The organism is Streptomyces sp. NPDC002467 (genome assembly GCF_042889825.1).
Taxonomy (GTDB): domain Bacteria; phylum Actinomycetota; class Actinomycetes; order Streptomycetales; family Streptomycetaceae; genus Streptomyces.
Map to the genome: position 1 here is coordinate 248,005 of NZ_JBIARJ010000005.1, position 21,780 is coordinate 269,784.

At 71.1% G+C, this 21,780-nt stretch carries 21 protein-coding genes and 1 tRNA gene; 3 read left to right on the forward strand and 19 right to left on the reverse strand.

What is annotated here, in order from left to right; translation table 11 throughout:
* Positions 1–31: 31 nt before the first annotated feature.
* From ACFYYJ_RS13675 to ACFYYJ_RS13705, 7 genes are all read right to left on the reverse strand, one after another.
* The gene (locus ACFYYJ_RS13675) at positions 32–265 is read right to left on the reverse strand and encodes a hypothetical protein (RefSeq protein WP_384588474.1); all 234 of its coding nucleotides are present in this window, start codon (positions 263–265) and stop codon (positions 32–34) included.
* 143 nt (positions 266–408) lie between these two features.
* Positions 409–481, reverse strand: a tRNA-Ala gene (locus ACFYYJ_RS13680).
* 126 nt (positions 482–607) lie between these two features.
* Positions 608–1,264 (reverse strand): histidine phosphatase family protein, encoded by a 657-nt coding sequence (locus ACFYYJ_RS13685; RefSeq protein WP_389132112.1) that lies wholly within the window; start codon positions 1,262–1,264, stop codon positions 608–610.
* Entirely contained in the window at positions 1,261–1,707 is a 447-nt protein-coding gene (gene rsfS, locus ACFYYJ_RS13690; protein ID WP_328925687.1) for a ribosome silencing factor, read from the reverse strand. The genes ACFYYJ_RS13685 and rsfS overlap by 4 nt, the downstream gene beginning before the upstream one ends.
* Positions 1,708–1,815: 108 nt before the next feature.
* Positions 1,816–3,534, reverse strand: a complete 1,719-nt coding sequence (locus tag ACFYYJ_RS13695; RefSeq protein ID WP_389131898.1) for a LytR C-terminal domain-containing protein — start codon at positions 3,532–3,534, stop codon at positions 1,816–1,818.
* 24 nt (positions 3,535–3,558) lie between these two features.
* Positions 3,559–4,176, reverse strand: coding sequence for a nicotinate-nucleotide adenylyltransferase (gene nadD / locus ACFYYJ_RS13700; protein WP_365172146.1), 618 nt, complete (start codon positions 4,174–4,176; stop codon positions 3,559–3,561).
* Positions 4,177–4,217: 41 nt separating this feature from the next.
* Complete coding sequence (locus ACFYYJ_RS13705) at positions 4,218–4,385, reverse strand: hypothetical protein (RefSeq protein ID WP_384757629.1); 168 nt, start codon at positions 4,383–4,385, stop codon at positions 4,218–4,220.
* A gap of 140 nt (positions 4,386–4,525) precedes the next feature.
* Here ACFYYJ_RS13705 and ACFYYJ_RS13710 point away from each other — a divergent pair, with 140 nt between their 5' ends.
* Positions 4,526–5,662 (forward strand): M48 family metallopeptidase, encoded by a 1,137-nt coding sequence (locus ACFYYJ_RS13710; protein ID WP_385364962.1) that lies wholly within the window; start codon positions 4,526–4,528, stop codon positions 5,660–5,662.
* On the opposite strand, the gene ACFYYJ_RS13715 is transcribed toward ACFYYJ_RS13710, so the two are convergent.
* The 7 genes from ACFYYJ_RS13715 to ACFYYJ_RS13745 form a co-directional block, all read right to left on the reverse strand.
* Entirely contained in the window at positions 5,646–6,791 is a 1,146-nt protein-coding gene (locus ACFYYJ_RS13715; RefSeq protein WP_389131901.1) for a hypothetical protein, read from the reverse strand. The two genes, ACFYYJ_RS13710 and ACFYYJ_RS13715, sit on opposite strands and share 17 nt — an antisense overlap.
* A gap of 67 nt (positions 6,792–6,858) precedes the next feature.
* On the reverse strand, positions 6,859–7,413 hold the full coding sequence (locus ACFYYJ_RS13720; RefSeq protein ID WP_384757620.1) for a hypothetical protein: 555 nt from the start codon (positions 7,411–7,413) through the stop codon (positions 6,859–6,861).
* Positions 7,414–7,490: 77 nt separating this feature from the next.
* Positions 7,491–8,774, reverse strand: coding sequence for a glutamate-5-semialdehyde dehydrogenase (locus tag ACFYYJ_RS13725; RefSeq protein WP_385122491.1), 1,284 nt, complete (start codon positions 8,772–8,774; stop codon positions 7,491–7,493).
* A 504-nt stretch (positions 8,775–9,278) separates the two neighbouring features.
* The gene (locus ACFYYJ_RS13730; RefSeq protein WP_385364970.1) at positions 9,279–9,683 is read right to left on the reverse strand and encodes a hypothetical protein; all 405 of its coding nucleotides are present in this window, start codon (positions 9,681–9,683) and stop codon (positions 9,279–9,281) included.
* A gap of 109 nt (positions 9,684–9,792) precedes the next feature.
* Positions 9,793–10,920, reverse strand: coding sequence for a glutamate 5-kinase (gene proB, locus ACFYYJ_RS13735; RefSeq protein WP_384588496.1), 1,128 nt, complete (start codon positions 10,918–10,920; stop codon positions 9,793–9,795).
* Between the two features lie 86 nt (positions 10,921–11,006).
* On the reverse strand, positions 11,007–11,435 hold the full coding sequence (locus ACFYYJ_RS13740; RefSeq protein WP_385122495.1) for a GtrA family protein: 429 nt from the start codon (positions 11,433–11,435) through the stop codon (positions 11,007–11,009).
* A complete protein-coding gene (locus tag ACFYYJ_RS13745) occupies positions 11,432–12,436 on the reverse strand; it encodes a glycosyltransferase family 2 protein (RefSeq protein ID WP_389131904.1) in 1,005 nt (334 codons plus the stop codon). Before ACFYYJ_RS13745 ends, ACFYYJ_RS13740 begins: the two co-directional genes overlap by 4 nt.
* Before the next feature lie 200 nt (positions 12,437–12,636).
* On the opposite strand from ACFYYJ_RS13745, the gene ACFYYJ_RS13750 reads away from it, so the two are divergent.
* The gene (locus ACFYYJ_RS13750; protein WP_389131906.1) at positions 12,637–15,525 is read left to right on the forward strand and encodes a CDP-glycerol glycerophosphotransferase family protein; all 2,889 of its coding nucleotides are present in this window, start codon (positions 12,637–12,639) and stop codon (positions 15,523–15,525) included.
* Positions 15,522–16,670: a glycosyltransferase gene (locus tag ACFYYJ_RS13755; RefSeq protein ID WP_389131909.1), complete on the forward strand. Its 1,149-nt coding sequence runs from the start codon at positions 15,522–15,524 to the stop codon at positions 16,668–16,670. The genes ACFYYJ_RS13750 and ACFYYJ_RS13755 overlap by 4 nt, the downstream gene beginning before the upstream one ends.
* Before the next feature lie 83 nt (positions 16,671–16,753).
* Here the strand turns inward: ACFYYJ_RS13755 and galE are convergent, their stop codons facing one another.
* The 5 genes from galE to rplU form a co-directional block, all read right to left on the reverse strand.
* The gene (galE, locus tag ACFYYJ_RS13760) at positions 16,754–17,779 is read right to left on the reverse strand and encodes a UDP-glucose 4-epimerase GalE (RefSeq protein ID WP_385122503.1); all 1,026 of its coding nucleotides are present in this window, start codon (positions 17,777–17,779) and stop codon (positions 16,754–16,756) included.
* A gap of 37 nt (positions 17,780–17,816) precedes the next feature.
* A complete protein-coding gene (locus ACFYYJ_RS13765) occupies positions 17,817–19,433 on the reverse strand; it encodes a glycosyltransferase family 2 protein (RefSeq protein ID WP_385122505.1) in 1,617 nt (538 codons plus the stop codon).
* A gap of 78 nt (positions 19,434–19,511) precedes the next feature.
* Positions 19,512–20,957, reverse strand: a complete 1,446-nt coding sequence (obgE, locus tag ACFYYJ_RS13770) for a GTPase ObgE (RefSeq protein ID WP_385366623.1) — start codon at positions 20,955–20,957, stop codon at positions 19,512–19,514.
* Between the two features lie 197 nt (positions 20,958–21,154).
* Entirely contained in the window at positions 21,155–21,409 is a 255-nt protein-coding gene (rpmA, locus tag ACFYYJ_RS13775; RefSeq protein WP_030840805.1) for a 50S ribosomal protein L27, read from the reverse strand.
* A 13-nt stretch (positions 21,410–21,422) separates the two neighbouring features.
* The gene (gene rplU, locus ACFYYJ_RS13780; protein WP_015033583.1) at positions 21,423–21,743 is read right to left on the reverse strand and encodes a 50S ribosomal protein L21; all 321 of its coding nucleotides are present in this window, start codon (positions 21,741–21,743) and stop codon (positions 21,423–21,425) included.
* Positions 21,744–21,780 lie beyond the last annotated feature (37 nt).

Genomic DNA, 21,780 nt, shown 5'->3' on the forward strand with positions numbered 1-21,780 from the left:
CCAAGCGCCATGCCCGATTTGACCCGTCTTGTCACGCTGTCGCGAACTGATAGAAGCGCTTGAGCGTGCAGTGCTCGTCGAGCAGGCGGCCGTAGATCGGCTCGCCCTCCAGCTCTCGGTACGTCTCGATCGGGTCGCCTTTTATGATCAGCGCCCGCGCGCATTCCTCGCACCAGTACTGGTAGTCGGCGTTGACCGGCTCCATGTCCCGCACGATCGGCGTGCCGTTGTTGCACCAGTCGCACCGCCGCCGGTGTGATCCCATCCGTCAGCGACTCCCTCCCGCGTCGGGCCGTCGACTCCCCCTCCGGCGGTCCGATTCTGCCACGCCGGCGCGCGCCTGGTCAGTAAGAGCAAAGGGTACAAAAGCAAGGATCCCGCCCCCTGTTGGGGACGGGATCCTGATTGTGGAGCTAAGGAGAATTGAACTCCTGACCTCCTGCATGCCATGCAGGCGCTCTACCAACTGAGCTATAGCCCCGCTCTCCGCTGCGCTTCCCCCCGTTTCCGGTGTTCTTCGCTGCGAACAAGAAGAACTCTAGCCTGTGACCAGCCGGAAAGTGAAATCCGGGTCGGGGCCCGGTCGGGAAGCGGCAGGGAGCCGTTCTCAGTCGTCGTCGCCGAGCACGGGTTCCGGCAGGGTGCCGGCGTTGTGCTCCAGCAGACGCCAGCCGCGGGCGCCCTCGCCGAGGACGGACCAGCAGCAGTTGGAGAGCCCGCCCAGGCTCTCCCAGTGGTACGAGTCCAGGCCCAACAGGCGGCCGATGGTCGTACGGATGGTGCCGCCGTGGCTGACCACCACGAGCGTGCCGCCCCGCGGCAGCGCGTCGGCGTGCTCCAGCACCACCGGAGCGGCGCGGTCGGCGACCTCGGTCTCCAGCTCCCCGCCCCCGCGGCGGACCGGCTCGCCGCGCTTCCACGCCGCGTACTGCTCGCCGTACTTCTCGAGGATCTCGTCGTGCGTGAGGCCCTGCCACTCACCGGCGAACGTCTCGCGCAGCGCCTCGGTGCGCGTCACGGGCAGGCCCGTGACGGCGGACAGCTCGGCGGCCGTGTCGGAGGCCCGCATGAGGTCGGAGGCGACGATGGCGTCCGGCTTCAGCGAGGCCAGCAGCCGGGCCGCGCGGCGCGCCTGCGCCATGCCCGTCTCGGTCAGCTCGATGTCCGTGGAGCCCTGGAAGCGGCGCTCCAGGTTCCACGAGGTCTGGCCGTGCCGCCACAGGACGATCTTCCGGCCGGACTTGCCCGTTTCCGTCGCGCTCAGAACAGATCACCGTCCAGATCGTCGTCGCCGGCGGCCTCGCGCAGCTTGGCGTGCTCCTCGGCCTTGCCGATGGTGAGCTTGGCGTCCTCGGGCAGCTCGATCTCGGGGCAGTCCTTCCACAGGCGCTCCAGCGCGTAGAAGACCCGCTCCTCGCTGTGCTGCACGTGGACGACGATGTCGACGTAGTCGAGCAGGATCCAGCGGGCGTCGCGGTCGCCCTCGCGGCGCACCGGCTTGGCGCCGAGCTCCTTGAGGAGGCGCTCCTCGATCTCGTCCACGATCGACTTGACCTGGCGGTCGTTGGGGGCCGAGGCGAGCAGGAAGGCGTCGGTGATCGACAGCACGTCGCTGACGTCGTAGGCGATGATGTCGTGCGCGAGCCGGTCGGCCGCCGCCTGGGCGGCGGTGGTGATGAGTTCGATGGAGCGGTCCGTGGCGGTCACTGGCCATGCTTTCGGGTTGGCGGGCAGATCCATACAAGGGTCTCACGTACCGCCGCCACCGCCCGCGCGGAATATGCCGCGCGGGCTCCACCGCCCCGGGGGCCCGGGTCAGGACGCCTTGTAGTCCTTGCCCAGGATCACCACGACGTCGGCGTTCACCGCGTTCTCCGCCTTCTTCACGACCGTCTCCGGCAGACCCAGCGTCTTGGCTACGTCGATCGCCCGGTCCTTCGCCGCGTCGTCCTGGTACGTGATCTGCGAGGTGGGGGCCGGCTTGTCGGCCTTGCCGCCGTCCACGAAGGTGTAGCCGCCGTTCAGCAGCGCCGCCTTCGCCGCAACCTGCGTCTTGTCGTCGCCGGTGGCGTCCTTGAGGCCGACGCGCGGGGCCGCCCCGGGCTGGGCCGCCGAGACCGTGCCGCCGAGGACCTCCTTGACCACCTTCTTGTTGGCGTCGTCGGTGAGGGTGCCGTCCGCCTTCAGCCCGAGGAGGTCGGTGCGGTACGCGCCCACCTTGGCGTGTGCGCCGAGCCGCGAGAGCAGGGCTCCGAGCGTCTGCGCGTTCAGGCCCGGGTCGAGGATCTGGCCCATGCTCTCGACGGTCACGGCCGCCGCCTTCGGGTCGCTCGGGATCTTGCGCAGGACCGCCTGGAGCACCTTGCCCATGCGTTCCAGCGGCTTGGTCTCCGGCTCCCCCTGGGCGCGGTACGTGGCGTACGCGACGGCCATGGGGCCGCTCAGGCTCTGCTTCTGGCCCTGTGCCACGGCCGGGGCCTTGGCCGCGTCGTCCGCCGGGACCGCGGCGTCGGTGTCGACCTCGATGCCGCCGACCAGCTCGACGAGGTTCTCCAGGAAGGGGGTGTCCAGCCGCCACGTGCCGCCGATGTGGGTGCCGAGCACCGAGTCGAGGGCCTCGCGGGTGCCGAGGCCGCCCTCGTCGACGGACTTGCCGAGCGGGACGGTCGTGCCGTCCTGGCCGGGGACGCCGAGGGTGTTGGGCAGCAGGACGGTGGCGCCCTGCTTGGTGGTGACGTTGTCGACGAGCAGGGCGGAGGCGGTGCCGCCCTTCTTGGTGTTGTGCAGGTGGACGACGATCATGTCGCGCTTCTGCGCCCCGGCGTCGGCGGTAGCGGCGTTGTTCTTCGCCCCCGGGCCGTCGAGGAAGGGCAGCTTGCCCGCGTACCAGAGGTAGCCGAGACCGGCGACGACGAAGAGGGCGAGGACCACGATCAGCGCCACCACGCGGTTGCGGCCGCGGCGCCTGGCCTCCTCACGGCGCTCGGTCCGGCTCTCGGTGAACTTGAGCCAGTCGATGACGTCCTCGGACTCCTCGTCCGGCTGGTCGATGAACGCGAACATCTCGGTGCGGTAGTCCCGCCCCGCCTCGGACCCGGACTCGGACTCGGAGTGGGGACGGCGCGGCTCGGGGACCTGGGCGGCCGGGCGCTCGGCGGGGGCCGGCGGGGCCTGGGGCGCGGGGGCCGAGGGGGGCTCCGGGGCGGTCTGCTGCGGGATCCACTGCTGCGTCGCCCGGGTGTCGTACCCGTAGCCGGGCGCCTGCTGCTGGTACTCCTGCCGGCCCTGGTCCTGGGCGGGCTGCTGCTGCGGGTAGTACTGCTGCTGCTCCGCGTAGCCCTGGTAGCCGTAGCCCTGCTGCTCGTACGTGTCGTACTGCGTGCCGTACTGCTCGTACTGGGGGGCCTGCGGTGCGGACTGCGCGGGGTGCGCGGGCGCCTGGGCGTACACCGGCCGCCCGTACGCGTCGTAGCCGATGAGCTGCTGCTCCTGGGCGACACCGTACGGGTCGTACGGATCCTGTCGGTCGTTCACCGCGGGGCCCCTCTCTCCGGAAGCTCAGGCTCCCCGGTACAGCTCACGCTTGTCGATGTAGCGCACCACACCGTCGGGCACCAGATACCAGACGGGATCCCCCTGGGCCACTCTCGCACGGCAGTCCGTGGAGGAGATGGCCAGCGCGGGCACCTCGACGAGCGAGACACCGCCCTCGGGCAGTCCGTCGTCGGTGAGCACGTGGCCCGGCCGGGTGACTCCGATGAAGTGGGCGAGCGAGAACAGCTCGTCGGCGTTGCGCCAGGTCAGGATCTGGGCGAGCGCGTCGGCGCCGGTGATGAAGAACAGGTCGGCGTCGTCGTTCAGCGCCTTCAGATCGCGCAGGGTGTCGATCGTGTACGTCGGCCCGCCGCGGTCGATGTCGATGCGGCTCACCGAGAACTGGGGGTTCGACGCGGTGGCGATGACCGTCATCAGGTAGCGGTCCTCGGCGGGCGAGACCGCCCGCTGGGACTTCTGCCACGGCTCGCCCGTCGGCACGAACACCACCTCGTCGAGGTGGAAAAGGGCGGCAACCTCGCTGGCGGCCACCAGGTGTCCGTGGTGGATCGGGTCGAACGTCCCGCCCATCACGCCGAGGCGGCGCTTGACCGGGCCCGTAGGCACTTCCTGCTCTCCCATGAGCGCAGAGCCTACTGGCCCGGCGGACGCGCCGGAGCGGCCTAGCGGTCGCGGTTCAGGCGGGTGGTCACCCAGAGCATGAGCAGCAGGATGCCGAGCGCGGCGCCGCCCGTCAGGTACGGGCTGAGGCTGTCGTGGTTGCCACCGTGCTGCTCGACCTCCTCCGAGGCGAGGAGGACCAGGTTGTGGGCGGTGGAGGCGAGGCTCATCAGGCAGGTACCTATCGAGTCGGGGAGCGGGCGGAGACTTCGCTCACATCGTATGCGGGGGCCCGGGGCACGCTCACGCCGACTCAGGCGTTGGAGAGGATGGACACCACGCCAGTCAGGTCGACCCAGGGGAGGGCGCAATGACGGAGACAGGCCTCGGACAGCCTCCGGCGAGGAACCGCAGGAGGTTCCCCGGCATCTCGTCGAGGGCGTACGAGCACCCGGCGGACCGCTCGGCGCTGGTGGCGCTGCGGAAGCTGAGCGGCTTCGACACGGCCTTCAAGGCCCTGAGCGCCCTGCTGCCGGAGCGGAGCCTGCGGCTGCTGTTCCTGTCGGATTCGGTGCGGGTGGGCGAGACCCAGTTCCCCCACCTGTACGCGATGCTCCGCGACGCCTGTTACATCCTGGACCTGGAGAAGGTCCCGCAGATGTACGTCCAGCAGGACCCGAGGCCCAACGCGATGTGCATCGGGCTCGACGAGCCGATCATCGTGGTGACCACGGGTCTGGTGGAGCTGCTCGACGAGGAGGAGATGCGGGCGGTGGTGGGCCACGAGGTGGGCCACGCGCTGTCCGGGCACGCCGTCTACCGCACGATCCTGCTCTTCCTGACGAACCTCGCGCTGAAGGTGGCGTGGATCCCGCTGGGCAACGTGGCGATCACGGCGCTGGTGACGGGTCTGCGGGAGTGGTTCCGCAAGTCCGAGCTGTCGGCGGACCGGGCCGGGCTGCTGGTGGGACAGGACGTGCAGGCCTCGATGCGGGGGCTGATGAAGATCGCCGGCGGCAACCACCTCCACGAGATGAACGTGGACGCCTTCCTGGCCCAGGCCGAGGAGTACGAGGCGGGCGGCGACCTGCGCGATTCCGTCCTGAAGATCCTCAACATGCTGCCCCGTACGCACCCCTTCACCACGGTCCGGGCGGCCGAGCTGAAGAAGTGGTCCGAGAACCGCGACTTCCAGCGGATCATGGACGGCCACTACCCGCGGCGGGAGGAGGACAAGGACACCTCGGTGACCGACTCCTTCCGGCAGTCCGCCTCGCACTACGCCGATTCGGTGCGCACCAGCAAGGACCCCCTGATGAAGCTGGTCGGCGACCTCGCGGGCGGCGCGGGCGACCTGGGCGGCAAGCTGCGCGACAAGTTCGCCGCGGCCGCCGGGGGCGGCTCGTCCGCGGGCGCGGGCGGCGGCGGCAAGCCGGCCGAGGGCAAGGACGCGGGCGACAAGGACGCCGGGGACAAGGACGAGCCGGGGGCTACGGGCCGGGGCTGACCTGGCCGACCGCCGGGGGCGAGGGCTGCGCCAGTACGCCGCACAGCCCGGCGGAGAGCCTCGGACGGCCGCTGGCGTACGGGTCGCTGGCGGCCGGCCCCACCGTGGTGGGGCCGGCTCCGGCGAGGACCGGGCGGAAGGCGGCCGCCGGGTCCTGGGAGCAGTCCTGCGGCCCGGCCATCACGTAGGCCGCGAGCAGTTCCGCCCGGCGGGCCGTGAGGTCCTCCCGGTCGAAGCGCAGCCGCAGCTCGCGCCGGACGGTGAAGAGCGAGGCGCCCTCGGCGGCGGCCGGGGCTCCGGTGGCGGGTCGTACGGCGTAGACGAAGGTGTGGTCGGTGAGCACCTCCAGCACGTCGGGGGCCACCTCCGCGAAGTCGAGGGTTCCGTTCACCCTGACCCGGGAGTCGGCCATGACGGCGGTGCCCGGGTCGAAGCGGACCAGCCAGCCGGTGGCCGCGTGGCGGCCGTCACCGGAGGGCGAGCTCATGCTGCGGTCGAACTGGTCCAGCTGGTCGGGGTCGAGCAGCACCCGCACCGGCCGGGAGGCGGAGCCGGACAGGATGTCCGGGTCCAGCGAGGACTGCACCAGGTAGTCCTTGGCGATGGACAGCGCGGCGACGACCTCGCCCTCGGTGAAGTGGTCCGTGCGGCGCGCGGCCGGGAGGGTGATGCCGGCCGCCCCGACGCGGTAGTCGGCAGCGGGGCTGCTCGCGTACAGGTCCGCCGGGCGGCCGCCGGGCACGGCGGCCACGGGCGCGAGCGGGACGACGGTGCTGCTGAGGGCCGCCGCGGTCTTGCCGGCCGGCGGGACGTAGGGATTGCGCAGCCCCATGTAGACGGCGGCCGCGAAGGCACAGGCGATGAGCAGCACGAGCAGCATGCCCTGCCGGGCGCCCCTGCCGGGCGTGCCGGTGCCCGAGGCCGAGCCGCCTCCCGACCAGATGGAGCGGCTGCGCACGGCCCGGGCGTGCTCGCCCATGCGTTCCTGGGCGGAGTACTCCTGGATCCGTGCGGCCCGCACGAAGTCCTCGTCGAACACCACGGAGCGGTATTCGTCCGCGCGCAACTCGTCGTCGCCCCCGCCCATGCCGTCGGGGGTGCCGTTGGGTGGATCTCCTGGAACGGCCATCGCTTCTCCCGCTGTCCCCGCTTCAGAGAAGCCCCCAGCTCCGGCAGATGCGAGTGGGGTCGTACCTTCAGGGTTGGCGGCCGGAGGGGTACGTAAACGCGCCGACGCCCGTGACTTCCTTGAGCGGGGTGCTGGCGGGCGCGGGCGCGGGGTCGGCCTCGCCGGACGCGCTGCGGTACACGGCGCTGAAGGCGAGCGCGATCATGCCGAGGCCCATCACGAAGGCGAGGACCCAGGCGACCGGGCGCAGCCAGGGCGAGCGACCGCGGTACGGGCGCAGGCTTCCGCCGTAGGCCCCGTACGGGCCGTCGTGGTGGAGGTGGTCCCGCTCGTGGTCCCAGCCGTGCTCGTCGGGGTCGTACCCGTCGGGGCGGCCGTAGCCGTAACCGTCGTAGTCGTCGTCGCCCGTCCAGCCGCCGGCGACGGCTCGGGCCGCTTCGGCCTCCGCGCGCGCCCGGTCGGCCGCCCGCTGGCGCTCGGCGGCACTCGGTTCATGGATCTCGGCGTTCCGGACGAAGGCCTCGTCGAACACCACGGAGGCGAAGTCCTGATCCGCGCCTCCGCGGTCGTCGTCGGGCTCCCCGTCGTCCGGGAACGGCTTGCCCCCCACGTCGTCCGGCACAGGAACAGCCTAGACCTGGGGGGCACCTTTGGGCAGGGTGTGCGCCGAAATCCGGCCACACCGTGTTGGCGGCCCGGTTACCGGATGTGACCGTCGCCGGTGACGATGTACTTGGTGGAGGTGAGCTCGGGAAGGCCCATGGGGCCTCGGGCGTGCAGCTTCTGCGTGGAGATCCCGATTTCGGCGCCGAAGCCGAACTGACCACCGTCGGTGAACCGGGTGGAGGCATTCACGGCAACCGTGGTCGAGTCGACCAGCTGGGTGAAGCGGCGCGCCGCGGCCTGCGAGGTGGTGACGATCGCCTCGGTGTGGCCGGAGGTCCAACGGCGGATGTGGGCGACGGCGTCGTCGAGGGAGTCCACGACGGCGGCGGCGATGTCGTAGGACAGGTACTCGGCGGCCCAGTCCTCGTCGGTCGCGGGGAGGGTCTTCGCCTTGGAGTTCTCGGCGGCCGCGAGGACGCGGTCGTCGGCGTGGACGGTCACGCCCGCGTCGGCGAGTGCGTCCAGGGCGCGCGGCAGGAAGGCGTCGGCGATGTCGCGGTGCACGAGGAGGGTCTCGGCGGCGTTGCAGACGGAGGGCCGCTGGGCCTTGGAGTTGATGAGGATGTCCACGGCCATGTCCAGGTCGGCCTGGGCGTCCACGTAGACGTGGCAGTTGCCGGTACCGGTCTCGATGACCGGAACGGTGGACTCCTCGACGACGGTCTTGATGAGCGAGGCGCCGCCGCGCGGGATGAGCACGTCGACGAGGCCGCGGGCGCGCATCAGCTCGCGGACGGAGTCGCGGGACTCGCCGGGGACGAGCTGGACCGCGTCGGCGGGCAGGCCGGCGCTCTCGACGGCGTCGCGGAGGATGCCGACGAGGGCGGTGTTGGAGGCGTAGGCGGAGGAGCTGCCGCGCAGGAGGACCGCGTTGCCGGACTTGAGGCAGAGCGCGGCGGCGTCGACGGTGACGTTGGGGCGGGCCTCGTAGATGATGCCGACGACGCCGAGGGGCACGCGGATCTGGCGGAGGTCGATGCCGTTGGGGAGGGTGCTGCCGCGGACGACCTCGCCGACGGGGTCGGGCAGGGCCGCGACGTCGCGCACGTCGGAGGCGATGGCCGCGACGCGCTCCGGGGTGAGGGTGAGTCGGTCGATGACCGTCTCGCTGGTGCCGGCGGCGCGGGCCTTGTCGGTGTCGACGGCGTTGGCGGCGATGATCTCGGCCGTACGGGCCTCCAGCGCGTCCGCGATCGCCAGCAGGGCCGTGTCCTTGGCGGACCGCGGGAGTGGGGCGATGGCGGCGGCGGCCGTGCGGGCCGCTGCCGCGGTGGTGAGGACGGGCGAGGTGGCGGTGGCGTCGTCGAGCGAGGTCATGCCGCCCAGGGTAGTCCCCGACCGGCTCTCCACCGCCGGGCTTTCCACCCCGCGAGACGGCCCCGCCGGGCTTTCCACCCCGAGGGACGGCCCCGCCGGGCTTTCCACCCCGCGAGACGGCCCCGCCGGGCTTTCCACCCCGCGAGACGGCCCCGCCGGGCTTTCCACCCCGAGGGACGGCCCCGTCGGCCCCGGCGCCCCGGGACCCGGCCTCCGCCTCTGGCCCGGCCCGGCGGGGTGCCGCTGCGCGGGGCCGGTCCCCTACCCGCCCTTCCACCGTTCCCCGGGGCTCCGCCCCGGACCCCGCGCCTCAAACGCCGGCGGGGCTGGGGTTGCCCTACGGGCAGTTCCAGCCCGCGCGGCGTTTGAGCGCACGGGTGCGCAGCGGCCACCCGACCACCGGCCCCGGGCCGAGGCCCCGCCCGGCAGGCCGACGGACGGAGTCCGGCGCAGCGGCACGAAGCCGGGGAGGCGCCCAGGCGCCGAGCCGCGCGAGTGGCGCGTTCAGTAGGGGTGCACGCCCACCGGGTGGGCCGGGGGTGGGCCGTAGCCCTCCGCCACACGTTGGTGGTAGGTGGCGCGGTCGATGACCTCCAGGCCGACGATCTCCCACGGCGGCAGTTGCGCCGAGGAGCGGTGTTCGCCCCACAGCCGCAGGGCGACGGCCGCCGCGTCGTGGAGGTCGCGGGCCTCCTCCCAGTAGCGGATCTCCGCGTGGTCGTCGGCGTAGCGGCTGGTCAGGAGGAAGGGGTGGTCGTGGGCCAGTTGTTCCAGCCCGCGCCGGACCTCGGACAGCGGCGCCGGCTTGCCGGAGACGCTCAGGGTGACGTGCCACAGGCGGGAGGCTTCGACCTTCGCGTCGTCGTTCCCGGCTCCGCCGTCACCGTCCCCTGTGCCGACGCTGGTCAGCGCTCGTCTCACCAGTCGCCTCCTGTCTCCGCCACGCGTGTCCGCCCGGGGCCCGGGCCCCTCACAGTTGACCAGTCCCCGGGCCGCCGCGCGGCGGTTTTGCAGAAGCTCAGCCCTGCAGCAGGACCAGATCGTCCCGGTGGACGACCTCACGTTCGTACTCGGGTCCGAGTTCCGCCGCGAGCTCGCGGGTGGAGCGGCCGAGGAGCTGCGGGAGTTCCTTGGCGTCGAAGTTGACCAGGCCCCGGGCGATCGGCCGGCCGTCGGCGGAGCGCAGTTCGACCGGGTCGCCGGCCGCGAAGTCGCCCTCGACGGCCGCGATGCCGGCGGGCAGCAGCGAGCTGCCGCGTTCGGTGACCGCGCGGACGGCGCCTTCGTCGAGGACGAGGTGGCCCTGGGGGGTCGAGGCGTGCTGGAGCCACAGCAGCCGGTCCGCGGAGCGGCGTCCGGTGGCGTGGAAGTGGGTGCCGGTCGCCCGCCCGGCCAGTGCGTCGGCGGCCTGGCTGGCGGAGGTGAGGACGACGGGGATGCCCGCCGCGGCGGCGATCCGGGCGGCCTCGACCTTGGTGACCATGCCGCCGGTTCCCACGCCCGCCTTGCCCGCGCTGCCGATGGAGACGTGCGCGATGTCCTCGGGCCCGCGGACCTCGTCGATGCGCGTGGTGCCGGGCAGGGACGGGTCTCCGTCGTAGAGGCCGTCCACGTCCGACAGGAGGACGAGGAGGTCCGCGCGGACGAGGTGGGCGACGAGGGCGGCCAGCCGGTCGTTGTCGCCGAAGCGGATCTCGTCCGTGGCCACGGTGTCGTTCTCGTTGACGACGGGCAGGGCGCCCATCGCGAGGAGCTGGTCGAGGGTGCGGTAGGCGTTGCGGTAGTGCGCGCGGCGGCTGGTGTCGTCGGTGGTGAGCAGCACCTGGCCGACGCGGACGCCGTAGCGGGCGAAGGAGGCGGTGTAGCGGGCGACGAGCAGGCCCTGGCCCACGCTGGCGGCGGCCTGCTGGCGGGCCAGGTCCTTGGGGCGGCGGGCCAGGCCGAGCGGGGAAAGTCCGGCGGCGATGGCGCCGGAGGAGACCAGGACGATCTCCTTCTCGCCGCCGCTGCGGGACTTGGCCAGGACGTCGACCAGCGCGTCCACCCGGTCGGCGTCGAGTCCGCCGGCCGCCGTGGTCAGGGAGGAGGAGCCGACCTTGACCACGATCCTGCGGGCGTCCACGACACCTTGCCTAGCCGCTGACACGTCTTGTCCCCTTGCCCCTTGCCGGAATGCACGGAATGCATGCCGTCTCAATCTACGGGGTCGCGCGGGGCCGCCGCTCAGCGGTTTCAGACCGTGGACGAGCTCCCGACCGGCTCCCGTTCGTCGGCCCGTCCGGCGGCCCCCGGGATGAGGATCTTGCGGGAGATGACGAAGGTGAACGGGATGGCCACGACCGCCGCGACCAGCGGGGCGATGCGCGTGTCCATCCCGGCCCAGGCCACCAGGGCGTAGAGGCCGACCGACTGGATCACGTAGTTCGTGACGTTCGTCAGCGGGAAGAGGAGGAACTTCTTCCACGTCGGCCGGGTCCGGTACGTGAAGTACGTGTTCATGAAGAAGGAGCCGATCATCGCCAGCACGAAGGCGAGCGAGTAGGCGGCGAAGTACGGCATCCACGGGTGCAGCAGCAGGTAGAGCCCGAAGAAGGTGGCCGTGTTGACGCCGCCGACCAGCGCGAAGCGAAAGACCTGGCCCAGCTTTTCTCGTCTGCTCATCGGGAGCTGCGCTCCGCGATCGTCGGCTCCGCGACCGTCGGCTGCGCCGCGGCGACGGCGGGGTGGGCGAGCGCGTCCACCCCGTGGGACTCCTTCACGAGGAAGTGCGGGCGCCGCTTGGTCTCGTAGTAGATGCGTCCGATGTACTCGCCGATCAGACCCAGCATGATCATCTGTACGCCGCCCAGGCCCGTGATTATGGCGACGAGGGTGACGTAGCCCGGCGACTCGACCCCGTTGGTGATCGCCATGACCGTGATCCACAGCGCGTACAGGCAGGTCAGCGCGACGAGGGAGACGCCGAGCCAGATCCCGATGCGCAGCGGCCGGTTGTTGAAGGAGATCAGGCCGTCCATGCCGTAGTTCAGCAGGGCGCCGAACTTCCACTTGGTCTCGCCGGCCTCGCGCTGGGCGTTGCGGTAGTCGAAGTGGACGGTGTCGAAGCCGATCCAGGAGAAGAGGCCCTTGGAGAAGCGGTTGTACTCCGGCAGCGACAGCAGGGCGTCCACGGCCGGGCGCGACAGCATGCGGAAATCGCCGACCCCGTCGGTGAGCTCGACGTCGACCCAGCGGTTCACGCCCCGGTAGTAGAGGCGGCTCAGCGCGCTGCGGAGCTTCTTGTCGCCTTCGCGGGTGCGGCGGGCGATGATCTGGTCGTGGCCCCGCTGGTGGTATTCGAGCATGGTCGCGATGAGCTCCGGCGGGTGCTGGAGGTCCGCGTCCATGATCACGACGGCGTCGCCGGTGGTCTCGCGCAGGCCCGCGAGCATGCCGGCCTCCTTGCCGAAGTTGCGGCTGAAGGAGACGTACCGGGTCCGCTCGCCGTGTTCGGCGGCGATCTTCCGGAGCTTGTCGAGGGTGCCGTCGCGGCTGCCGTCGTCGACGTAGCAGACCTCGTACTCGACGGGGAGGGAGTCCAGGATCTTGCGGATCTCGACGTCGAAGCTGTCGATCACGGCTTCTTCGTTGTAGCAGGGGACAACTACGGACAGCTTCGTCATGGACACTTCCTGCTGGCTCCGAACGGGTGATTGTGGGCGACCGGACCCGCCACTCACCTCTTCCTTAGAAGTATGCACGGCGACGGTCGGCCGGCGGCCGGCCGTCGGGTCGGCCTGCGGGAGTGGAGGGCGGCACACGGTAGCTTTGACGAGATAAGCGGAATGAGCTGAACGAAACGAAACGAAACGAAGGGATCGAGGTGCACGTGCCCGACGTCTCCGTGGTCGTCATCGTCTACAACGACGCAGAGCGTCTGTCGACAGCAGTCCAGTCGGTATTGGACCAGACCCTGCACGGGGTCGAAGTCGTGATCGTCGACGACTGCAGCAAGGACCGCTCGTACGCGGTCGCCCAGGAACTGGAAGCGGCGCATCCGGGGAGAGTGCGCGCCTTCCGTCTGCCGGAGAACAGCGGCGGCTGCGGTGCGCCCCGCAACCACGGGATCCGGCAGGCCACCGGCAAGTACGTCATGTTCCTGGACAGCGACGACGTGCTGGAGCGCAACGCCTGCCGGAACATGCTGGACGCGGCCGAGCGCACCGGTTCCGACCTGGTCTCGGGCATGTGCGTCCGCGTGCACCTCGACAACCGGTGGGGCAAGACCACCGAGTGGTACCCCTGGATCTACTCGCGCACGCGCACGCTGGAGTCGATCACCGACTTCCCGGACCTGCTGGTCTACGACACCCTCTCCACGAACAAGTGCTACCGGCGCGAGTTCCTCCTGGAGCAGGGCCTGGAGTTCCCGGTCGGGATCCACTACGAGGACCTGCTGTTCTCCGCGCAGGCCTACGTGGCCGCCCGCCGCATCACGCTGATCCCGAACCACGTCTACTTCTGGAACGTGATCGAGAAGGCCGCGGCGAAGTCGATCAGCAACCGGCGCCACGAGATCGCGAACTTCATCCACCGGATGGAGATCCACCGCCGCGTCGACGAGCTGCTCGCCTCGAAGGGCCACACGGACATCAAGTCCGCGAAGGACGCCAAGTTCCTCAAGCACGACCTGGTGCTGCACCTGCGCGACCTGCCCCTGCTCAGCGACGAGTACCGGCAGGAGTTCGCCCGCCTCGCCAACGGCTACTTGGCGGGCATCGACCCGGCGGCGTACGAGAACGTCACCCACCTCCAGGCGATCTGCGCGTACCTGCTGGGCAAGGAGGACTGGGACAACCTGCTCCCGGCCGCCGACGCCATGACCAACAAGGGCCGGCTCTCCTCCCCCCTGGCGGAGCGCGACGGCCGCGTCTACTGGTGCGCGCAGCACATCGACGACGCCGACGGGGCCGAGGCCGCGGAGGCCCGGCGGATACTGGACGTCACCGAGCAGGGCTTCCACACCACCCCGCTCACCTCCCTCCAGCTGGGCAACCGCCTCACCTCGTACGAGGACGACGGGCGCGGCACCGTCACGCTGTCCGGCGCCGTCGTGAACCCGCTGGGGCGGATCCCGGCCGACGCCGAACTGAAGGGCTCACTGGAGTTCCGGGCCCGCCGGCAGATCGGGGTGCGGTCCTTCGGCTTCCCGGTGGCAACCGTGCGACACGCCGGTGACACGATCGAGTGGAGCGGCAGCGCCGACATCGGCTCGACGGTCCGTCCGCTGGGCATCATCGACGCCGTCTGGGACGTCCGCCTCAAGCTGACCGCGGGCGGCGACAAGATCACCACCCGGGTCTCGGTCGGCGGGGTCGACCTGGAGAAGGCGGCCCGGCTGCGCGTGCGGCCGCGGCTGACGCGGCTGGTCTCCGACCGCTTCGAGCCGGAGGTGACCAAGAAGGGCAACCTGTCGTACGTCCTCACCGCCGAGGGCGCCGCCGCGGTCCGCACCCGGTCGCTGATCGACAACGCCATACAGGGCAAGGCGGCCAACGTGGTCAAGCGGGGCCTGCGCAAGGCCCTGCGGGTGCGCCGGAACATCGGCTCCGGCGAGCAGAAGGTGAAGGTCTACCACGAGGTCTTCTCGAAGCTGCCCGTCAAGAAGGGCACGGTCGTCTTCGAGAGCCACATGGGCAAGCAGTACAGCGACAGCCCGAAGGCGATCTACGAGGAGATGGTGCGCCAGGGCGTGCCGTTCGAGGCGATCTGGTCGTACGCGGGCGGCAAGCCGACCGGCTTCCCCAAGGAGGCCACGCTGGTGCGCCGCTGGAGCTGGGCGTACCTGCGGGCGCTGGCCCAGGCCGAGTACTGGGTGGACAACCAGGGCTTCCCGCTGGCGCTGACCAAGCGCGCGGGCACCACGTACATCCAGACCTGGCACGGTTCCGCGCTCAAGCGGATGGGCTTCCACGAGCCCCGCACCAAGGCGCAGGGCAAGGCCGGTCAGGACAAGTTCCAGGCGGCCGTCGACCGCTTCGACCACTTCCTGATCCGGTCCGAGCACGACGCCCGTACCCTCGCCAAGGGCTTCCGGCTGCGCGACGAGGTCCTGCTGCGCAGCGGCTACCCGCGCAACGACGCCCTCGTCGAGGCGCAGCTGAGCGAGGCGCAGAGCGGTGAGCGGGTGCGCGGGCCGCTGGCGGCCGAACTCGGCATCGACCCGGAGAAGAAGGTGCTGCTGTACGCGCCGACCTTCCGGGCGGCGGCCGACGGCACGGTCGAGGGCTTCGCGTTCCCCTTCGACGTGGAGGAGTTCGCGGAGCGGCTCGGTGACCGCTTCACGCTGCTGGTGCGCACGCACTACCTCAACAGCGTCTCGCTGCCGCCGTCGGTCGAGGGTCGCGTCATCGACGTGTCCCGGCACCACGACATCACTCCGCTGCTGGCCCTCGCGGACGGGCTGATCACGGACTACTCGTCCGTGATGTTCGACTACGCCGTGCTGGACCGGCCGATGGTGTTCTTCGCGTACGACTACGAGAAGTACGCCAACGACATCCGCGGCACCTACTTCGACCTGAAGGAGAAGGCGCCGGGCCCGGTGGTGTCCACGGCGGACGAGCTCCTGCAGGCGCTGTCGGCCTTCGAGGAGGCGGACGCGAAGTTCGCGGAGTCCCGGCAGCGTTTCCTGACCGAGTTCGGCGAGTACGACCGTGGGGACGCCGCACGCCAGATCGTCGAGAAGTTCTTCACCGGGAGCGGCAAGTGAGCCGGGACATCTTCATCGTCTCCAACAGCGTCGACGAGCTCGGCGGTGTGACCACCTGGTCCCACCAGATGGCCCGGCTGTTCACGGAGCGCGGGCACCAGGTGCACATCGTCGGCATCGCCCCGGTCGCCGAGGAGATCCGCCAGAAGCTGCCGCAGGACCTGCCGTACGGGACGACCACCCTGTACGACGCCCACCCGCCGGCGGCGCGCAGGCTGCACGGGATCAAGGGCCGGCTGAACGCGCCCGAGCGGCGCCGGCAGGCGGCCCGGCGGGCGAAGATGCGGGTCAAGGCGGAGCGGCTCGGCGAGCTGTTCCGGGCGGCCCGCCCCGGCAGCGTGGTCATCGTCACCCAGGTCTGGGCGATGGAGTGGGTGGCCCTCGCCGACACCAAGGGGCTCACCGTCATCGGGATGAGCCACGAGTCCTTCGAGGCCAGCCAGAAGTCCACCCGTGGTGCGCGCGTGCGCCGGCACTACCCGGAGGTCGACCGGCTGCTGGTGCTGACCCCGGAGGACGCGGACCTCTGGATCCGGTCGGGCATGGAGAACGTGGGCAGCATGCCGAACCCGCTGCCCTTCATGCCGGACTCCCCCGCCCCGCGCACCGGGAAGGTCGTGGCCTGCGTCGGTCGCCTCGCCTTCGAGAAGGGCGTCGACCTGCTGCTCGACGCCTGGGCCGAGGCCTCTCCGCAGCACCCCGACTGGACCTTGCGGATCTACGGGGCGGGCGTGGAGGAGCCGGCGCTGCGGGCGCACTGCGCCTCGCTGGGGCTGGACGAGTCCGTGGAGTGGATGGGCAGCACCGACGACGTGCTGGGCGCGCTGCGCGGGGCCTCGGTCTTCGCACAGGCCTCGCGGGCCGAGGGCTTCCCGATCACTCTGCTGGAGGCGATGGCGGCGGGCCTGCCGGTCGCGGCCTTCGACTGCGCGCCGGGTGTGCGGGAGATCGTCCGCCACGGCGAGGACGGGCTGCTCGCCCGGCTGGGCAACACGATGGAGCTGGCCGGGCACCTCGACGCGCTGATGAGCGACGGCGAGCTGCGCGACCGGCTCGGGGACACGGCGTTCCGTTCGGTGAAGCGCTACTCCAGCGCCGAGATCACCGACCGGTGGGAGGAGCTGTTCTCCTTCCTGGAGCGCTGACACCGCCCCCCGTACGCGGGAAGCCGCCCGCCCCGGAGGAATCCGGGGCGGGCGGCTTCGCGTATGAAGGGGTATCGGCCCGGTCAGAGCGCGTGGACGTCCTTGTGGCGGTCCTTGTGCCCGGCCTTCGCCGCCTCCTTGTTGGCCTGCCAGCCCGCCCAGGCGGAGCTGACCATCTCCCGGACGTCGCGCCGGGCCTTCCAGCCGAGCACGTCGGCGATCCTGTCGGCCGAGGCCACGACCTTCGCCGGGTCACCGGGGCGGCGGGGGCTGATCACCGGGGCGTGGGTGTGTCCCGTGCCCTTGTTCAGGAGGTCGACCATCTCCGCGACGGAGACGCCCTCACCACGGCCGATGTTGACGGTGAGGTCCTTGTACTCCCCGGCCGCGGCCCACTCGGCGAGCTTGCGGGCCGCCGCCACGTGGGCCTCCGCGAGGTCCTCGACGTGGATGTAGTCACGGATGCAGGTGCCGTCCGGCGTCGGGTAGTCGTCGCCGAAGATGAGCGCGCCCTCGCCCTTGTCGAACCGCTCGAAGACCATCGGGACGAGGTTGAACACGCCCGTGTCGGCGAGTTCGGGGGTCGCGGCGCCCGCCACGTTGAAGTAGCGCAGGCAGGCGGTGGAGATGCCGTGCGCCCGGCCCGCGGAGCGCACCAGCCACTCGCCGGCCAGCTTCGTCTCGCCGTAGGGGCTCAGCGGCAGGCACGGGGTGTCCTCGGTGACCAGGTCCACGTCGGGCGTGCCGTAGACGGAGGCGGAGGAGGAGAAGAGGAAGTTGCGGACGCCCGCGTCGGCCACGGACTGGAGCAGGACCGTGAGGCCCTGCAGGTTCTCGTGGTAGTAGTACAGCGGCTTCTCGACGGACTCGCCGACCTGCTTCTTGCCCGCGAGGTGCACCACACCGGTGATCTTGTGCGCGCGGATGACCGCGTCCACGGCCAGGCGGTCCAGGACCGAGCCGACCACCAGCGGGACGCCTTCCGGCACACGGTCCTCGTTGCCCGTGGAGAGGTCGTCGAAGACGACGACCTTCTGCCCCGCGAGCACCATCGCGCGGACGACGTGCGACCCGATGTATCCGGCGCCACCGGTGATCAGAAAGGTCATGTGTTGCTCCTGGTCCTGTCGTTTCCGTGAGCGGTGCTCAGTGCGACGCGCACGCTGCCCTGGCGCGGTCGAACCGGTTCCGTACGAGGAACATCGCGCCCGCGGCGCCCGGCGCGAGGCGCAGGGCGAGCGAGCCCGAACCCGTGCGGTACGGCTGCGTCAGCAGAACACCGTACCGGCTGCTGGGCAGGGCGCGGCGGCGCAGCAGGCCGCCCCGGGGGCGCAGGGAGGTCTTCAGGGAGCTCCCGTCCGCGCACTCCACGACCGCTTCGACGTGCCACGCCTGGAGTCGGCGCAGGCCCATCCTGCGGCCCGTGGCGGCCAGGTCTCCGAGGCGGAACGGAAGCACCACCGACCAGCCGCCGTCCTCGTCCGGGGTCAGCTCCACGGCCTTCGCCAGTACGGGATCGCCACCGGCGCGGGGCAGGAAGCGCAGCCGCACGGTCCGCGGGCCGGCCTCGGCGAGCCGCCCGTACAGGTCGTGCAGCCGCAGCCGCACGGCGCCGTTGCCCGCGGGTTCGGCGTCGATGGTCACCGGCAGCGCGGGCGTCGGCAGCTCGCGCAGGCCGTCCAGCTCGACCGGGAGTTCCTCGCTCCACACCGGCACCCCGTCGGGGCCGGTCGCGTACGGGGGCAGCAGGCGCGGCGGCTCGGCGGCGAAGCGGGTCAGCCGCTCGACGTCGGCGGGCGGGGTGGCGGTGGCGCGCAGCACGCGTACGATCCAGCGCGCGTGCGGGGCCGCGGCCTCGACGGCGGCCCCGTCGAAGGTGTCGAGGTACTCGCGGGTCATCGTCCACCAGGCGGCCTGGTACTCGGGGTCCTTGCCGAGCTCGCGCAGGTACATGCGCAGGTCGTACTCGATGAACTTGACGTGGCAGGCGTGGCCCAGCTCCGGGGAGGCGGCGGCGAGCGTCCGGGCGGCGGTGCGGTGGGCCTCGATGCGGGCGCGCCAGTTGCCGACGTCCTTGCGGTCGAGGGAGATCGACACCTGTGCGGCGTCGCGGCGCACGTGCCACACGTAGACCAGGTCGTCGATCACCGCGACGCGGGGGGCGGCCGCCAGGACGCGCGAGGTGAAGACGAAGTCCTCGTAGACGAAGCGACCGTCGGGAAAGCGGATCGAATGCTTATTCAGGAATGACCGGTCGTACAGCTTGTTGACGCAGAGCGTGTCGCGGACCAGATCGGGCCGGTCCGCGGGCTGTTCGATCACGTCGCCCGCGGTGTACAGCCCCGGCATCCACGGCACGTCGTGGTGGAGCGGGAGCTCGCGGCGCACGCACGCGCCGACCGTGACCGGGGCCCGGTGCTCCTCCGCGGCCCGCACCAGGGCGTCGGCCGCCCCCGGGGGCAGCACGTCGTCGCTGTCCAGGAACAGGACGTACGGGGAGGTCGCGGCGGCGATCCCGTCGTTGCGCGGGGTGCCGCACCCGCCGCTGTTCTCCGTGCGGTGCACGACCTTCAGACGGGGGTGCCGGGCGGCCAGCTCGTCCAGCACCCGCGCGGTGCCGTCGGACGAGGCGTCGTTCACGGCGATGACCTCGGCGACCACCGGGCCCTGGGCGAGAGCCGATTCGACGGCTTCGCCCACGAGCCCGGCGTCGTTGTACGCGATCACCACAACGGAAACGGAGGGGGGGTTCGTGCTGCTCACCCGGTGGATCCTAGGCGACCCGGGTAAACAGGACCTCAAGGCAGGCCAACGCCCGGGTAGCGCCGGCGGCGATCAGGCTCAGAACGGCCTGAACTCGTCGTACTCCTGCTGCGCCGTGTCCCCGCGCTTGGCTTCCTTCTCCTTGCGGCGCTGCGTGGCCGGGCGCGGAGCCTCCATGCGGTGGTCCTCGCCGCGGCGGCCCAGCATCTCGGCGCCGGCCATCATGGTCGGCTCCCAGTCGAAGACGACCGCGTTGTCGTCGGAGCCGATGGCCACGCCGTCGCCGGCGCGGGCGCCGGCCTTCCTCAGCGCGTCCTCGACACCGAGGCGGTTGAGGCGGTCGGCGAGGTAACCGACGGCCTCGTCGTTGTTGAAGTCGGTCTGGCGGACCCAGCGCTCCGGCTTCTCGCCGCGCACCACGTACACGTCCTCGACCTCGTCGTAGGCGACGGTGAAGCCGGCGTCGTCCACGGCCTTCGGGCGGATGACGATACGGGTCGCCTCCTGCTTGGGCTTGCGGGCGCGGGCCTTGGCGACGACCTCGGCGAGGAAGTAGGAGAGCTCCTTCAGGCCGGTGCGGGCGACCGCGGAGACCTCGAAGACCTTGTAGCCGCGGGCCTCCAGGTCCGGGCGGACCATCTCGGCGAGGTCCTGGCCGTCGGGGATGTCGACCTTGTTGAGCACCACCAGGCGCGGGCGCTTCTCCAGGCCGCCGCCGTAGATCTTGAGCTCTTCCTCGATGACGTCGAGGTCGGCGACCGGGTCGCGGTCGGACTCCAGGGTGGCGGTGTCCAGGACGTGCACCAGCACGGAGCAGCGCTCGACGTGGCGCAGGAACTCCAGACCGAGGCCCTTGCCCTGGCTGGCGCCGGGGATCAGGCCGGGGACGTCGGCGATCGTGTAGACCGTCGAGCCGGCGGTGACGACGCCCAGGTTCGGGACCAGCGTCGTGAACGGGTAGTCCGCGATCTTCGGCTTGGCGGCGGAGAGCACCGAGATCAGCGAGGACTTGCCGGCGCTCGGGAAGCCGACCAGCGCCACGTCGGCGACGGTCTTGAGCTCCAGGACGATGTCGCCGGTGGTGCCGGGGACGCCGAGGAGCGCGAAGCCGGGGGCCTTGCGGCGGGCGGAGGCGAGCGCGGCGTTGCCGAGACCGCCGCGGCCGCCTTCGGCGGCGACGTAGGTGGTGCCCTGGCCGACGAGGTCGGCGAGGACGTTGCCCTCCTTGTCGAGGACGACGGTGCCGTCCGGCACGGGCAGGATCAGGTCCTGGCCGTCCTTGCCGGAGCGGTTGCCGCCCTCGCCGGGCTTGCCGTTGGTGGCCTTGCGGTGCGGGCTGTGGTGGTAGTCGAGCAGGGTGGTGATCGCCTGCTCCACCACCAGGATCACGTCACCGCCACGGCCGCCGTTGCCGCCGTCGGGGCCGCCGAGCGGCTTGAACTTCTCCCGGTGAACGGAGGCGCAGCCGTGGCCTCCGTTACCCGCGGCGACGTGCAGCTCGACGCGGTCCACGAAGGTGGTCATGGTTGTTCCTCCAGATACAGCGGGGATGGTCCGGAATGTCCGGTGGCAGACCTTGCTGCCCATTAAACGTGCCCGGGTGGGGCGGGGCGTGTCTCAGTGACAACGCGCCGAGGGCGGACCTCTCTTCCCGGCTGACGCCGGAAAGAGCTGAGATCCGCCCTCGGGATGTTACGAACGCTCGATCAGCAGAAGCTGGATCAGGCGGCCGGAACGATGTTCACGACCTTGCGGCCACGGTGCGTGCCGAACTGGACCGAACCGGCCTGCAGCGCGAACAGCGTGTCGTCGCCACCACGACCGACACCCGAACCCGGGTGGAAGTGGGTGCCGCGCTGGCGGACGAGGATCTCGCCGGCGGAAACGACCTGACCGCCGAAGCGCTTCACGCCGAGCCGCTGGGCATTGGAGTCGCGCCCGTTCCGGGTGGACGATGCGCCCTTCTTGTGTGCCATGTCTCAGTCCCTCTTACTTCGCAGCCGCGGGGATACCGGTGACCTTGATCGCCGTGTACTGCTGGCGGTGACCCTGGCGACGGCGGTAGCCGGTCTTGTTCTTGTAGCGCAGGATGTCGATCTTGGCGCCCTTGTGGTGGTCCACGACCTCGGCCGTGACCTTGATGCCGGCCAGGACCCACGGGTCGCTGGTCACGGCGTCGCCGTCGACAACGAGCAGGGTCGAGAGCTCGACCGTGTCGCCAACCTTGGCAGTGGAAATCTTGTCAACCTCAACGATGTCGCCGACAGCAACCTTGTGCTGGCGACCACCGCTGCGCACGATGGCGTACACGCGGATCTCTCTCTCACTCGGGACGGATGCTCCTGAA